This window comes from Aeromonas sp. MdU4 (assembly GCF_041929505.1).
Lineage (GTDB): Bacteria > Pseudomonadota > Gammaproteobacteria > Enterobacterales > Aeromonadaceae > Aeromonas.
Genome location: NZ_JBHFMW010000032.1, coordinates 12,892 through 28,112 on the forward strand (window position 1 = coordinate 12,892; position 15,221 = coordinate 28,112).

At 49.9% G+C, this 15,221-nt stretch carries 13 protein-coding genes; 7 read left to right on the forward strand and 6 right to left on the reverse strand.

The window, feature by feature from the left end; genetic code table 11:
- The first annotated feature begins 31 nt into the window (after positions 1-31).
- The 5 genes from ACE1BR_RS19140 (at position 32) to caiF (ending at position 5,861) form a co-directional block, all read left to right on the forward strand.
- Complete coding sequence (locus ACE1BR_RS19140) at positions 32-1,528, forward strand: sugar ABC transporter ATP-binding protein (protein ID WP_374873086.1); 1,497 nt, start codon at positions 32-34, stop codon at positions 1,526-1,528.
- Positions 1,521-2,504: an ABC transporter permease gene (locus ACE1BR_RS19145; protein ID WP_374873088.1), complete on the forward strand. Its 984-nt coding sequence runs from the start codon at positions 1,521-1,523 to the stop codon at positions 2,502-2,504. Before ACE1BR_RS19140 ends, ACE1BR_RS19145 begins: the two co-directional genes overlap by 8 nt.
- Positions 2,504-3,463 carry an ABC transporter permease gene (locus ACE1BR_RS19150; protein ID WP_139437192.1) on the forward strand — a complete coding sequence of 320 codons (960 nt, stop codon included), beginning with the start codon at positions 2,504-2,506 and terminating at the stop codon, positions 3,461-3,463. The genes ACE1BR_RS19145 and ACE1BR_RS19150 overlap by 1 nt, the downstream gene beginning before the upstream one ends.
- A 9-nt stretch (positions 3,464-3,472) precedes the next feature.
- Entirely contained in the window at positions 3,473-5,107 is a 1,635-nt protein-coding gene (locus tag ACE1BR_RS19155) for an FGGY-family carbohydrate kinase (RefSeq protein ID WP_042057347.1), read from the forward strand.
- A 358-nt stretch (positions 5,108-5,465) separates the two neighbouring features.
- Positions 5,466-5,861 (forward strand): carnitine metabolism transcriptional regulator CaiF, encoded by a 396-nt coding sequence (gene caiF, locus ACE1BR_RS19160; RefSeq protein WP_374873091.1) that lies wholly within the window; start codon positions 5,466-5,468, stop codon positions 5,859-5,861.
- 44 nt (positions 5,862-5,905) lie between these two features.
- On the opposite strand, the gene caiE is transcribed toward caiF, so the two are convergent.
- From caiE to caiT, 6 genes are all read right to left on the reverse strand, one after another.
- Entirely contained in the window at positions 5,906-6,499 is a 594-nt protein-coding gene (caiE, locus tag ACE1BR_RS19165; RefSeq protein ID WP_201996508.1) for a carnitine operon protein CaiE, read from the reverse strand.
- A 60-nt stretch (positions 6,500-6,559) separates the two neighbouring features.
- Complete coding sequence (caiD, locus tag ACE1BR_RS19170; protein ID WP_042057342.1) at positions 6,560-7,345, reverse strand: crotonobetainyl-CoA hydratase; 786 nt, start codon at positions 7,343-7,345, stop codon at positions 6,560-6,562.
- A 54-nt stretch (positions 7,346-7,399) separates the two neighbouring features.
- Complete coding sequence (gene caiC, locus ACE1BR_RS19175; RefSeq protein ID WP_042057340.1) at positions 7,400-8,953, reverse strand: crotonobetaine/carnitine-CoA ligase; 1,554 nt, start codon at positions 8,951-8,953, stop codon at positions 7,400-7,402.
- A 63-nt stretch (positions 8,954-9,016) separates the two neighbouring features.
- Complete coding sequence (caiB, locus tag ACE1BR_RS19180) at positions 9,017-10,234, reverse strand: L-carnitine CoA-transferase (RefSeq protein ID WP_042057338.1); 1,218 nt, start codon at positions 10,232-10,234, stop codon at positions 9,017-9,019.
- A 60-nt stretch (positions 10,235-10,294) separates the two neighbouring features.
- On the reverse strand, positions 10,295-11,437 hold the full coding sequence (gene caiA, locus ACE1BR_RS19185) for a crotonobetainyl-CoA dehydrogenase (protein ID WP_042057336.1): 1,143 nt from the start codon (positions 11,435-11,437) through the stop codon (positions 10,295-10,297).
- Positions 11,438-11,471: 34 nt separating this feature from the next.
- Entirely contained in the window at positions 11,472-12,989 is a 1,518-nt protein-coding gene (gene caiT, locus ACE1BR_RS19190) for an L-carnitine/gamma-butyrobetaine antiporter (protein WP_042057333.1), read from the reverse strand.
- Between the two features lie 473 nt (positions 12,990-13,462).
- Here caiT and ACE1BR_RS19195 point away from each other — a divergent pair, with 473 nt between their 5' ends.
- Together ACE1BR_RS19195 and ACE1BR_RS19200 are read left to right on the forward strand one after the other, a co-directional pair.
- On the forward strand, positions 13,463-14,233 hold the full coding sequence (locus ACE1BR_RS19195) for an electron transfer flavoprotein FixA (RefSeq protein WP_374873095.1): 771 nt from the start codon (positions 13,463-13,465) through the stop codon (positions 14,231-14,233).
- Positions 14,234-14,248: 15 nt separating this feature from the next.
- Positions 14,249-15,190 carry an electron transfer flavoprotein subunit alpha/FixB family protein gene (locus ACE1BR_RS19200; protein WP_042057329.1) on the forward strand — a complete coding sequence of 314 codons (942 nt, stop codon included), beginning with the start codon at positions 14,249-14,251 and terminating at the stop codon, positions 15,188-15,190.
- The last annotated feature ends 31 nt before the right edge of the window (positions 15,191-15,221 follow it).

Genomic DNA, 15,221 nt, shown 5'->3' on the forward strand with positions numbered 1-15,221 from the left:
GCCGCACATCTGGTTACCTGGCAGGATATTTATGTCCAACGAATTCATTACCCTCAAAAACGTCTCAAAACATTTTGGCTCTGTAAAAGCACTGAGCAATGTAAATATCAGCTTCAATCGTGGCGAAGTACATTGTTTGGCAGGGAAAAATGGCTGTGGCAAGAGCACTCTATTCAAGGTTATCTCTGGCGTTCACGCTCCAGAGAAAGGCGCCAGTATAATTATCGAGGGTAAGTCATACTGTCGTCTAACTCCCCAGGAGTCGCTCGAACATGGGGTTCAGGTTATTTATCAAGATCTATCTCTTTTCCCGAACCTTACTGTATTTGAGAACATCGCTATGCAGGACCACTTACCATGGTACAAGGGGTTTGTCAGTACAGTTCGGCTAAAGGAGATTGCCAAACGCGCCATGAAAATAGTGGGTGTTGACCTGCCACTGGATAAACGGGTGGAACAACTCTCTATCGCACAGTGCCAGTTGGTCGCCATCTGTCGTGCCATGGCTGCTGATGCAAAACTTGTGATCATGGATGAACCTACCGCCTCACTGACCCGTAGCGAAGTGAACAATCTTATAAAGGTTGTGGTGGATCTCAAATCCAGAGGGATTACCGTCGTTTTTGTAAGCCACAAGCTTGATGAGGTGATGGAGATCTCGGATCGAATTACAGTTATTCGTGATGGCGAAACTGTGGGGACCTTCAGCGCAGATGAGGTGAATAGCGATGAATTGGCTTTTCTGATGACTGGCCAACGCTTCGAGTTCACGCCTATAGGTGACTTCACTGCCAAAGCAGATGACAGTGATATCCGTCTATCAACAAACCAACTGTCGAAAAAAGGGCAATATCACAATATCGATCTCACGTTGCGCGCAGGGGAAATCGTCTCTATTACCGGCCTATTAGGCTCGGGGCGTAGCGAACTGTGTCTCTCACTATTTGGCATGACTCGTCCTGATAGTGGCACTATTACCATCAACGGAGAACCGGTTTGTTTCAACAACAACCGGGATGCAATTGCCCAGGGGATCGGCTATGTGTCCGAAGATCGTATGTCTACAGGACTGGTGATGGCCCAAAGCATCGCCGACAATACCACTGCAACCGTTCTCTCCAAGCTATCAAACAACGGTTTATTAGATCATGGCAAAGCCAAATCCCTAGTTAGTAGACTCATCACTTCTCTGTCGATTAAAGTCGCAGATCCCGCACTGCCTGTTACCAGTCTTTCTGGCGGCAATGCACAACGTATCGCTATTGCTAAGTGGATTGCTGCAGAACCTCAGATACTGATCTTGGATTCACCGACAGTCGGTGTCGATATTGCCAATAAGGAGAGTATCTATCAAATTGCCAAAGATCTGGCTGCTCAAGGCATGGCAATACTAATGGTCAGCGATGAAATTCCCGAGGTTTATTACAACAGCCACAGAGTTATTGTGATGAAAGAAGGTTGTTTTACTCATGAGTTTAAACCCTCCTGTTGTACCGAATTAGAAATTATGGAGGCGGTTAATGCTTAATATTAAAAACTATATCAAACACCACGAGTTTTATCTGGCACTGCTGATCATTGCGTTGATTGCTGGCCTAAGTGCCACGACAACAGACTTTATGACTCTGGGTAATATTTTCGATATGACGGTCAGCTCAGCCATTCTTTGCATCATGGCTTGTGGATTGTTTGTTGTTTTGATCGCAGGAGGAATTGATATTTCTTTCCCTGCAACTGCAGCTATTTCCCAGTATGTGATGGCCAGCTATATCCTCGCCAATGGCGGAAATTTCGTTATAGCCTTTGCTATCGCAGCAGCAGTTGGGATAGTGCTGGGCATCCTTAACGCGACCTTAGTTTATCGGCTCAAGGTCCCCGCTATTATCATTACTATAGCAATGCTAAATGTCTATTTTGGCTTGCTGATTTACTTCAGTAATGGCGAATGGCTCTATGGTTTTCCTGACTGGTTTATGGAAGGGGCTGAAGTGCTTAGTTTTAGCGGTAGTGATGGCTATGATTATGGACTTAACCTCCCAATCATGGTGCTGCTCGCTTCCGTCGCATTGACCTCTTTACTTATGAATAAAACCCGTATTGGTCGCCAGATCTATGCGATGGGTGGTAATAGTGATGCGGCTGGTCGCGTTGGCATCAATTTGTTCGGTCTTAATTTGTTTGTCTATGGCTATATGGGCGCCTTGGCTGGCATTGCTGCTGTGGTACAGACCCAAATTACGCAGTCAGTAGCACCTAACTCGCTAATGGGGTTTGAGTTAACTGTATTGGCCGCAGTGGTATTGGGTGGGGCCAGCATGACTGGCGGAAAAGGCTCCTTGCTCGGCGTTATCCTGGGCGTGGCATTGCTGGCGATCCTCAAGAATGGGTTAACGCTCTTGGGTGTACCTTCCTACTGGCATACGGTGGTCACAGGTCTAATCATCCTTTTGAGTATCAGCATTACTGCACTGAATGAAAAACAGCAAGCGAAGCAGGAGGCTTGATGGACACGCTAATTAATACCTTAAAACTGCCGACTGACAGAAACATCCGCTACTTACTGGTGATCATGGTTGCCATTCTGGTTCTGATGGCTGTTAGTTCAGGTAGTGCCTTTTTTTCCTTGGCAAATCTACAGTCCATGTCATCCCAAATGCCACTGCTGGGCATACTGGCACTGGCTATGATGGTGTGTATGCTGACCGGAGGGATCAACCTCTCAATTATCGCAACCACGAATGCTTGCGCATTAGTGATGGCCAGCGTAATCACCCAAAGCCCAGACAGCTATTTAGTACTGATAACCGCACTGGCTGCAGGTTTCGCTACCGCGGTTGTAGTAGGACTGGCCAATGGTTTCCTGATTGCCTATGTGGGCGTCTCTCCTATCCTTGCCACTCTGGGCATGATGACCTTTATCAACGGCCTGAACGTGCTGATCTCCGGAGGCAGCGTGATCTCCGGATTCCCTGATGCTTTGTTGGCACTGGGCAATGGAAATGTGCTCGGGGTTCCCATGCCACTGGTGTTGTTTGGCCTGTTTGCCTTGGGACTGTGGGCAATGCTGGAACACACCCCTCTGGGCAGGGCGATTTATCTGATCGGCTCCAATGAAAAAGCCAGCCGCTTTTCCGGCATCAATACCCAAAAATCCCTGATGTATGTCTATATGGTCTCTTCGATCCTGTGCTGGGTAGCAGCCCTGATCATGATGGCCAAGTTTAACTCTGCCAAAGCAGGCTATGGCGAATCATACCTGCTAGTCGCCATCCTTGCCTCCGTACTGGGGGGGATCAATCCAGATGGGGGATTTGGTCGCATTATCGGCATCTGCCTGGCCTTGGCTGTATTACAGACTCTCGAGAGTGGTCTCAACCTGCTTGGGGTGTCCAGTTATCTGACCATGGCACTGTGGGGGGGCATCCTCATTCTTTTCATCGCCCTGCAAAAGTACAAAGCATAGGAACCAATTATGAGCAGTTTTTTTATCGGTGTGGACGTCGGCAGCGGCAGTGCTCGGGCTGGAGTATTTGATATTTATGGCCGTAAGGTGGGTGAGGCTAAACGCAATATTCAGATCTTCAAACCCAAGGCTAATTTCGTTGAACAGTCGTCCGATGATATTTGGCAATGTGTCTGTATGGCAGTGCGTGACGCAGTCTCCCAAGCCAACATTGAACCTATTCAGGTCAAAGGAGTTGGTTTCGATGCCACTTGCTCCCTGGTAGTCCTGGACCAGCAGGGCCATCCACTGACAGTAAGTCCTACTGGTCGTCGCGAACAGAACATCATTATGTGGATGGATCATCGTGCCATCGCTCAAGCTGACCGTATCAACGCCGGTAAGCACTCAGTACTTGCCTTCGTCGGGAATACCATCTCCCCCGAAATGCAGACACCAAAGTTGTTGTGGCTGAAAGAAAATATGTCATCCACTTGGTCAAAGGCTGGCTATTTCTTCGATCTGCCCGATTTTCTCACTTGGAAGGCCACTGGCGATAATAGTCGCTCCTTATGCTCAACAGTATGCAAATGGACCTACAGAGGGCATGAAGGAAAATGGGATAAAGGATTCTTTGAATCTATCGGCCTAGCGGATTTGCTACAACATGACGCCCGTTCCATTGGCTCTGACATTCTTCCTATGGGACAGCCCGTGGGTAACGGCCTGACACGACAGGCTGCCCAAGAGTTGGGGCTAGTGATCGGTACCCGGGTTGGCACCTCCATCATTGATGCTCATGCTGGCGGTATCGGCGTTTTGGGGGCTGCTGGAATGACTGGGGAGGCTGCTGACTTTAATAAACGTCTGGCATTGATCGGGGGCACCTCTTCTTGCCACATGGCAGTATCTAAAACGGCACGTTTTATCGACGGTATTTGGGGTGCCTATTACAGTGCAATGATCCCTGGTTATTGGCTCAATGAGGGCGGTCAGTCTGCTACCGGTGCACTCATCGACCACATGATTACCGCCCATCCCTATCATGAACAGGCCCTCACACAAGCCGAAGCCGCTGGCCTAACTATCTATGAACTGTTGAATGACCAACTGCTTAGTCTTGCTGGCAACAAGGAGGACATTGCCTTCCTGACCAAGGACCGCCATGTCTTGCCCTACTTCCATGGGAACCGCTCACCCCGAGCTAACCCGCATCTAACGGGATCCATGACGGGGTTAACCATGAACCGGACTCTCGAGGATATGGCACTGCAATATCTAGCCACCATTCAAGCCATTGCCTTAGGTACACGACACATCATTGAAGTCAAAAATGCCGCTGGGTACGAGATCGATACAATCATGGGTTGCGGTGGTGGCACCAAGAACCCGGTATTCATCCAAGAGCACGCCAATGCGACTGGCTGTGCCATGTTGCTACCTGAAGAAAGTGAGGCTGTCTTGTTGGGCTCAGCCATGTTGGGGGCTGTTGCGGCAGGCTTTTATACCGATATCCCTGACGCTATGAATGGAATGAGCCGTATAGGCAAGACCGTTACGCCGCAGGCTACCAAGATCAAGCGTTATTACGATGCCAAGTACAGCGTGTTCCAGCAGATGTATGAAGATGATCATCACTATAAAGTGATGATGGCCGACTTCTGAGGAACCCCCACGTAAAGCTAAGCAGCAAAGCGGTATCTGCCACTTTGCTGCTTTTATACTTTTAGGCTGACAACCCTGTCATCTACAGTGGTTTTTACCGCTTGCTATCTATATCGCCTTTACAACTGCGGGCATTAATGGATGCATGGCATCCGTAGCCGAGAGAGGCAACGATGAACCATTCTTGGTCAAATACAGTTTCGCAACCACATATTCAATGTGATAAACACGATATAGCTCACACTAATCAACTTTGGAATTTCATATTATTATTTATATTCAAAAACTTAATATAGCTTAATTTTTATTTATTTGGACAGGCCGTAGCCAAATTTTTAACTTGTAAAATGGTGTGCTTATGTATGCAAAATATGTCGAAAAACCGCTTTATTTGTTAATTGCCGATTGGATGATGACTGAGAAACGCTGGATCACGGCAAAGGAGATTTCCCGTCATTTTGATATGGAGCACTGCAAAGCGATTAATACACTCTCCTATATTCTGTCAGAAGTGGGAGAAATTGTTTGTGAGGTTAAGATGATCCCCAATCAGATTGCAGGTCGGGGCTGTCAGTGCCAGCGGCTGGTGAAAGTCGTTAGTATTGATTCTCATCTATACAGCCGCTTGAATCATCATTCTCAGGAACAAAAAGTAAATGTGGCGAAAACGCCACGACTATCTGCCGTCCCCCCAACAGAGCTAAACCGTGAGCAGAAATGGCAAATGATGCTCTCCAAGAGCATGCGACGATAACGTTGATTTGCCGGATAAGCGTAAGCGCCATCCGGCATAAATCACTATGCTGATTTTGGCTTTACGTCCGTCGTGCCTTTCAGACGCGGCCGATTTTCTTCGACCTGCGTTAAGGGCAGCGTTTCGTGTAGACCTGTCCGGCAGCGGATTGCAAGGTCCTGATACTCTTTGGTGTTTAGCCGTTTCCAGTGCAGTTCCTGGTCCGTGACTTCGCGCAGTACGCGAACCGGTGAGCCAACCAGCAACTGCCTTGCCTCTCCCTGAAATCTAGCTTTGACAAAGCTCATGGCGGCGACAATGCTCTCTTCGCCAATCACTGCACCGTCCATAATGACGCTATTCATGCCAATCAGTGCATCCCTGCCAACCACGCAACCGTGCAGGATTGCGCCATGCCCGATGTGTCCATTTTCGTGTACGATGGTGTCGGTGTCGCAGTAGCCGTGCATGATACAGCCATCCTGCAGATTAGAACCCGCTTCCAGGATCAGGCGACCATAGTCACCGCGCAATGACGCGTGCGGACCAATATAAACACCAGCCCCCACAATGACATCGCCAATCAGCACGGCGCTGGGATGGACATAGGCATCCGGATGTACCACCGGGATCAGGCCTTCAAAGGCGTAATAGCTCATGGTTGTGGCTCGTTTTTTTTGCCGGATAGCGGCGAAAACACCTTATCCGGCATAGGCACATTAACGACCTTTCCATACCGGATCGCGTTTCTCCGCAAATGCTTGCGGTCCTTCGAGCGCATCTTCCGAATGCAGCACCGACGGATAGTGCTTCAGCACACCGCTGCGGATGTAACGGTAGCCTTCTTCCACCGGCATTTCGCTGGTTGTACGGTAAATCTCTTTCAGCGCGGCGATCGCCAGCGGGGCACTATTCACCAGTTGCTCCGCCAATTCGCGCGCACTATCCATCAGTACACTCTGGCTGACAACACGGTTCACAATCCCCCAGCGCAGCGCTTCTTCGGCGCTCATCCGTCTGCCGGTCATCACCATTTCGTTGACGATAGCAGGCGGCAACAGTTTGGGCAGGCGCAGTACGCCGCCGCTGTCTGGCACGATACCGAGTTTCGCTTCCGGTAACGCAAAGCTGGCGTTTTCCGCGCAGACGATAAAGTCTGCCGCCAGTGCCAGCTCGAATCCGCCGCCGAAAGCATAGCCGTTTACTGCCGCAATGACCGGCTTGTCGAGGTCGAAAATCTCGGTTAAACCGGCAAAGCCGCCGGGACCAAAGTCGGCATCCGGCGCTTCACCTTCTGCCGCCGCTTTTAAGTCCCAGCCTGCGGAAAAGAATTTCTCACCGCTGCCGGTGATGATCGCTACGCGCAATTCCGGATCGTCACGGAAATTAAGAAAAGCCTCGCCCATGGCAAAACTGGTTTTGGCGTCAATGGCATTCGCTTTTGGGCGATCTAATGTAATTTCCAGAATCGGGCCGTTGCGGGTCAGATGTAATGATTCACTCATAGTTCATCTCCAAAAAAATAGATTTACCGGCAGGAGTAATTCCTGCAAGTGGGTTTATTTCAGATTTTTTTTGATTATTTTTCCTGAACAATTACGCGGCAGGTCGGCTCTTATCTCCATAAAAGAGGGAACCTTAAACTTCGCCATATTGCATTCGCAGAAACTAAAGAATTCCGTCTCGCTTAATGTTTCACCTTCATTCAGGACGATGAATGCTTTAATTGCTTCATCGCGGATAGCATCTTTAATACCGACAATGACAATGTCCTGAATTTTAGGATGAGCAGAGATAATATTTTCCAGTTCGACACAGGAAACATTTTCCCCGCCGCGTTTAATCATGTTGCAGCGGCGGTCGACAAAATAGAAAAAGCCTTCTTCATCTTGGTAACCGGAATCACCGGTATGTAACCAACCCTCAGGTTCCAGCGCTTTGGCGGTGGCTTGCGGCTGTGCGTAGTACTCTTTGAAAATCGTTTTTCCCGGTACACCTTTAATACAGATTTCGCCAATTTCTCCTGCAGGCAAAGGACGGTTTTGATCGTCGCGGATTTCGGCTTCATAGCTAAAGCCCACGCGACCAATGGAGGGCCAGCGCCGCTTGTCCCCTGGGCGATCGCCAATAATACCCACGATGGTTTCGGTCATACCGTAGGAGGTCAGCAGCCTGACGCCAAAGCGTTCGATAAAGTCGTCTTTTTCCTGTTCCGATAAATTGAGATAGAACATCACTTCGCGCAGATTGTGCTGTTTGTCCGTTGGGCTTGCGGGTTGCACCATCAGCGTGCGGATCATCATCGGAATGCACTCCGTCACCGTCGCCTGATATTTGCGCACCTGATCCCAAAATGCCCTGGCGCTGTACTTCTCTAACAGCACAAAAGTGCAGCCAGCGGAGAATGCGGGCATTGCAGCCGTACACTGACAGTCGATATGAAAAGCAGGCATCACCGTCATGTATACGTCATCATCACGCAGTGCGATTTGCCAAGCAGAGTAGTAGCCCGCAAAACGCAAGTTGTAGTGGGTAATAACCACCCCTTTAGGCCGTGAGGTAGTGCCCGAAGTAAACAGAATTTCCGCCGTATCGTCAGTGGATAACGCTGGCGTATAGCACAACGTGGCCGACTGGCGAGCTTGCTGTTGGGTAAAGTGACTCACTCCGTCATCAACCGGAAGCTGCTCGCCAATCAGACAGATGTGATTAAGCGGTGTGGTATTTTCCTGTTTTATCTGGCGGTACATAGGATAAAACTGGGTGCTGGTGACCAGCAAGCTGACCTGACTGTTTTGCAAGATCCAGGCGCTTTCTTCCCCCAGCAAGCGGGCATTAATCGGTACCATCACGGCGCCAATTTTTGCCAGTCCAAACCAGCAAAAAATGAATTCCGGACAGTTATCCAGATGCAATGCAACCTTATCGCCTTTGCGTATACCCAATGAATGGAAAAGATTTGCCGTGCGGTTAATCTCTTCATTAAGTGAGGCATAGCTAAACTGTCGAACGTTTCCTTCGCAGGATTCGAAAATAAGCGCCGTTTTATCTCCGTACCCCCCTGCCAGGTCGTCCCACATCTGACGTAAGTTTTGTCCGCCAACGATATCCATTTTATCTTATCCGCTTAAATCAGGCGTGAGCGCCAACCAGCAAAGCCGATCAGCGCATCGCGTTTATTCCTCAACTCTGGCCAGGCCTTTGCCGACCAGCTCATTTATGTCTGCTTCGCTATAACCAATATTTTTCAGAATGGCGGCGGTATCCATGCCGTGTGATGGCATGCCACGCCAGATTTTCCCCGGGTTGTTTTTAAATTTCGGCATGATGTTTGGCCCTTTGCAGGTGCGACCATCCATCGCTTGCCACTGAGTGATAGATTCACGGGCAACGTACTGCGGGTTGCCTTCCAGTTCTGGAATCGTCAGAACTTTCGCGCAGGCGATATTCAGCTCCGCAAAGCGCGCCTGGACTTCGGCGATGGTGTGCATTGCCAGCCAGGCATCCAGTTTCTCTTCGACTAACGGACCGTATGGACATTCAACGCGATGGATAAGCTGCGTGCCTTCCGGGACTTCAGGCGTACCGAGGATGTGCGCCAGACCAATATCCTTGAAGCATTCGTTGATTTGCGTAATACCGACCAACTCCATCACAATGTAACCGTCAGCACATTTATACAGACCGCAACCGGCGTAGTAGGGGTCTTTGCCTTTGGTCATACGTGGACAAATTTCACCGCCGTTGAAGTAATCCATCATGAAGTACTGGCCCATACGCAGCATCACTTCGTACATGGCAATATCAATACTTTCGCCTTTACCTGTTTCGCGCACTTTATACAGTGCCGCCAGGGCCGAGGTGGTAGCGGTCATGCCTGAGAAGTAATCGGCGGTGTACGGGAAGGCTGGCATCGGCTGGTCAACGTCACCGTTTTGAATCAGATAGCCGCTGAACGCCTGGGCGATGGTGTTGTACGCCGGAAGATTGGTGTACTCCTCGGTACCAAACTGGCCGAAGCCGGAAAGGTGGGCGATAACCAATTTCGGATTATGTTCCCATAGTACTTCATCTGTAATACCTCGGCGGGCAAAGGCCGGGCCCTTACTTGCTTCAATGAAAATATCAGTGGTTTCCATTAGCTTCAGAAACGCTTCCCGGCCTTCATCTTTGAAAATATTGAGCGACAGGGCGTGCAGGTTGCGGCGTGAGAGCTGCGGGTAGTTGGGCTGCACGCGGATGGTATCGGCCCAGGCGACGTTTTCAATCCAGATAACCTCAGCACCCCATTCGGCAAACATCTGCCCGGCGAACGGTCCGGCGATTTCGATCCCTGAAAAGACAACCCGAACCCCGGCAAGTGGCCCAAACGCAGGCATTGGTAAATGGTCCATAATTTAGCTCCTGGCAGTTAGTTGTAGGCCGGATAAGCGAAGCGCTATCCGGCATCCCACTTAGCGGTATTGCTTGAGTACCGCACGACCCAACGTCAGGATCTGCATTTCGTCAGAGCCACCGGAAACACGGTCAACGCGCAGGTCACGCCAGAAGCGCGTGATGCGATGATTGCCCGCGATGCCCACACCGCCCAGTACCTGCATGGCGGTGTCTACCACCTCAAACGCGGCATTAGCGCAGAAATATTTGCACATGGCCGCATCACCCGAGGTAATGGTGCCCTTATCTGCTTTCCACGCGGCTTCCAGCAGCATGTTTTTCATGGAGTTCAGTTTGATCGCCATATGCGCAAACTTCTCCTGAATCAACTGGAAACGGCCGATAGTTTCGCCAAACTGAACGCGCTGATTAGCGTAGCGCGCGGCGTCTTCAAAAGCGCACATTGCGGTACCGTAGTTGGTCAGAGCGACGAGGAAGCGTTCGTGATCAAACTCTTCTTTCACGCGGTTGAAACCATTCCCTTCCCGACCGAACATGTCTTTTTCATCCAGCTCAACGTCATCAAAGGTGATTTCACAGCAGCTATCCATGCGCAGACCGAGTTTCTCCAGCTTATTGACCTTGATACCGGCCTTACTCATGTCAACAAACCACTCGGTATAAACAGGTTTATCCGGCGATGCACCATCTCGTGCCATGACCACGATATACGGGGTGTAGGCACTACTGGTGATAAAACACTTACTGCCATTAAGATAAACCTTACCATCTTTGCGTGTATAAGTAGTTTTCAGACTGCCAACATCCGATCCTGCTCCCGGTTCGGTAATGGCGGAGTTCCACATCTGCTTACCGGTACCCTGGAACGCCATGATTTTATCAATTTGTTCCTGGGTGCCTTCACGCAGGAAAGTGTTAAAACCGCCCGGTAACTGGTACAGCACATAGGTTGGTGCGCCCAGGCGGCCTAACTCCATCCAGACGGCGGCAACGGTGACAAATCCCGCTTCCAGACCACCGTGTTCTTCCGGGATCAGCAGGCTATCGATACCCATATCCGCCAGCGCTTTCACAAAACGTTCTGGGTAGACGCTGTCACGATCGCACTCGGCAAAATAAGCTTCCCAGTTCTCACTGGCCATCAGTTCACGAATACCGGCGACAAACAGTTCCTGCTCGTCATTTAAGTTGAAATCCATCTTTCAGCCTCTTGATCAATTGAGTTAATGAGAATTACTTGTCCTTCCAGTGCACTTTGGCGTCTTTAATAAAGGACAGCGTGACCATGATGTTGACGAAGAACAGCGGGCATCCTCCGGCAATAATCGCCGTCTGGATGGGCTTCAACCCGCCCAGTGCCAGCAGAACAATACCGATGACGCCCACCAGTACCGACCAGCCGATACGTACCAGCAGCGGCGGTTCTTCACCGTCGCGAACTTCGCGGCAAGTGGACATCGCCAGGGTGTATGAACAGGCGTTAATCAGTGTGACGGTGGCAATAAAGCAGAGGATAAAGAATCCCCACATGGTGGCGGTGCTGAATGGCAAGGCGGCCCAGGTTTCGATAATGGCGCGCGCCACGCCGTGCTGCTCAATCAGTTGCGGGATGTTGAGAATATTTTTGTCCATCAACAGCAGCGTGTTGCTGCCAAGGACAGTCCAAAGGATCCAGGTAGAAGCCGTAAGGCCCAGCACCATACCGAAGCACAGTTCACGTACGGTACGACCGCGAGAAATACGGGCGAGGAAGATACTCATCTGGATGGCGTAAATTACCCACCATGCCCAGTAGAAGACAGTCCAGCCCTGCGGGAAGCCGCCTTTGCCGATAGCATCGGTATAGAACAGCATGCGCGGCAAATACATCATCAGCATCCCGACGGAGTCGGTGAAGTAGTTCATGATGAAGCTGGCGCCACTGACGATAAATACCCAGCCCAGCATCAGGAAGCTCAGGTAGCTACGAATGTCGCTGGCGATCTTCACCCCTTTTTGCAGACCGCAGGCTACGCATATGGCATTAAGAATGATCCAGCAGGTAATGATGATGGCATCTAATTGCAGCGTGTGCGGAATGCCGAACAGGTACTGGATACACTCGGTGACCAGAGGTGTAGCCAGACCGAGGCTGGTACCCATCGCGAAGATCAGCGCAACCAGGTAGAAGTTATCAACGATCGTGCCAAATAACCCTTTTGCGTGTTTCTCGCCAACCAACGGCACCAGCGTAGAGCTGGGACGGATGACCTCCATCTTGCGCACAAAGAAGAAGTAGGCGAAGGCAACAGAAAGGAAGCTATAGGTTGCCCACGGCAGCGGTCCCCAGTGGAACAGGCTGTACGCCAGACCTAGCTCCTTCGCGCCTGTAGAGTTAGGGGCGAGAGCAAATGGCGGGGTAGAGATATAGTAGTAAATCTCGATAGAACCCCAGAAAAGCACGGCAGCCGATGTACAAGAGGCGAACATCATAAAAATCCAGCTGGCGGTGCTAAACTCCGGTTTTTCGTCACCTAATTTCTTTTTGGCGTACGGACCAAAGACCAGCCAGAACCAGCCGCCTAGCATGATGACCATGTACCATTCAAATGCCCAACCCCAGACGTTGGTGACGTAACTGAATACCGCATTAATAACCACGTTAGCGGCATCAAGATCTCTTACTGTTAACCAGCAGAGTATTCCTACAATTATTAACGGAGGGAAAAAAACCTTCGGTTCAATTCCTGATTTTCTCTTTTCATTTTTCATAAGTGAATTCCAGTGTAAAAATGAAATCTATTTATCACGTAGTGCGCACATGTTATTTTGTTAGTGATTTGTTGATAAAGCTCAACCTCTAGAAGCTCCTCAATTAGTAACTAATAATGGGTATTCACTTCCGATGATTCCGTTATCTAAGTCACACTTTCCAATGCAGAACACTCTAGCTGAGAAGAATAAAAATACCATTCAACATCAAACACTTACAACAAAACACCCCACTACCAGTGGTGACTAACGTTCAATATTGCTTGCTGGCTCAACAATATTGAAAAATCCTTTTTTTGACATATTTATTTCAGTATTGGTGACATGCGTAACATTATTGAAAGTTAAGGATATCTATGTGTGACATTTTCAATATTGGTGATTATTGTTTTATTTACTAATTGAAAGTGCGTGTTATCTATATTTAACACAGCCGACATAAATACGTTTCCTTCATGACTTCTGGAGATGCAATGAAGATAATTACTTGCTACAAATTCGTACCTGATGAACAGGATATTACGATTAATAAGGCTGATGGTTCCCTAGATTTCAGCAAAGCGGATGGAAAAATCAGCCAGTACGATCTGAATGCGATCGAGACTGCTTGTCAGTTAAAGCAGCTGTCAGGAGAGGCTCAGGTTGTCGCCATGAGTGTTGGCGGCAAAGCGCTGACTAATGCAAAAGGGCGCAAAGATGTACTCTCCCGTGGCCCTGATGAACTGATAGTTGTTATTGACGATCAATTTGAACAAGCGCTGCCGCAACAGACTGCCATCGCACTGGCTGCCGCCGCGCAAAAATCAGGTTTCGATCTGCTTATCTGTGGTGACGGTTCTTCCGATCTTTATGCTCAGCAGGTTGGTCTGCTGGTGGGCGAAACGCTGAACGTTCCGGCGATTAACGGCGTGAGTAAGATCCTCTCTCTTACTGACAGCACTCTGACGGTAGAACGTGAACTGGAAGATGAAGTCGAAACTCTGAGCATCCCGCTTCCGGCGGTGATCTCGGTCTCAACGGATATCAACACCCCACAAATCCCTTCCATGAAAGCCATTCTTGGTGCGGCGAAAAAACCGGTTCAGGTCTGGTCACCTGCAGACATTGGGCTGAACAGTATGCAGGCGTATTCCGAGCAACAGGTTGCTGCACCGAAGCAGCGTGAGCGTCAGCGCGTTGTGATTGAAGGTGACGGTGAAGAGCAGATTGCTGTGTTTGTCGAGAATCTACGCAAAATCATTTAATTATCAGGGGATGTTATGAACAAATTTTCCAGTATCTGGGTATTCAGCGATACCCCTTCTCGTCTGCCGGAACTGATGCATGGTGCCCAGGCTTTAGGTGACAAAGTTAACACGTTTGTGCTGAGCGAAGCGGACTGCGCGGTAGCATCTCATCTGGGGGCAGATCATGTCTGGTTGCTCAGCGGTAAACCAGAAGACCGTATGGTCGAAGACTACGCCGATGTGATGGCCGAAACTATTCGTCAGCACAGCGAGGGCGGCGCAGTGCTGCTGCCGAATACACGTCGGGGCAAATTGTTGGCTGCAAAGCTGGGCTTTCGCCTGTCGGCTGCGATCTCAAACGACGCCAGCGCAGTAGCGGTGCAGGACGGAAAAGCAGCGGTCAAACATATGGTCTACGGCGGCCTAGCGATGGGGGTTGAAACAATCGCTTCGCCGTTTGCCGTGATCACGATCAGCAGCGGGACATTTGACGCGCAACAACCGGATACCACCCGCAACGGCGAAATGCACACCGTGCAGTGGCAGGCTTCATCTGTTGCCGTAACCCGTACGGCAACTCAGGCACGCCAGAGCAATAGCGTCGACCTCGACAAAGCCCGTCTAGTGGTCAGCGTAGGTCGCGGTATCGGTAGCAAAGAAAACATCTCGCTAGCCGAAGCGCTGTGCCAGACGATTGGTGCCGAGCTGGCATGTTCCCGTCCGGTGGCGGAAAACGAGAAGTGGATGGAGCACGAACGCTACGTCGGGATCTCCAATCTGATGCTCAAGCCTGAACTGTATCTAGCCGTGGGGATCTCCGGACAGATCCAACATATGGTCGGTGCCAACGGCGCTCAGACAATTTTCGCCATCAACAAAGATAAAAATGCGCCGATTTTCCAGTATGCGGATTTTGGCATCGTTGGCGATGCACTGAAGATCCTACCTGCGCTGACAACTGCCTTAGCGCGTTAAACCATTCCGGGCAGGATGCGAAGGTATCCTG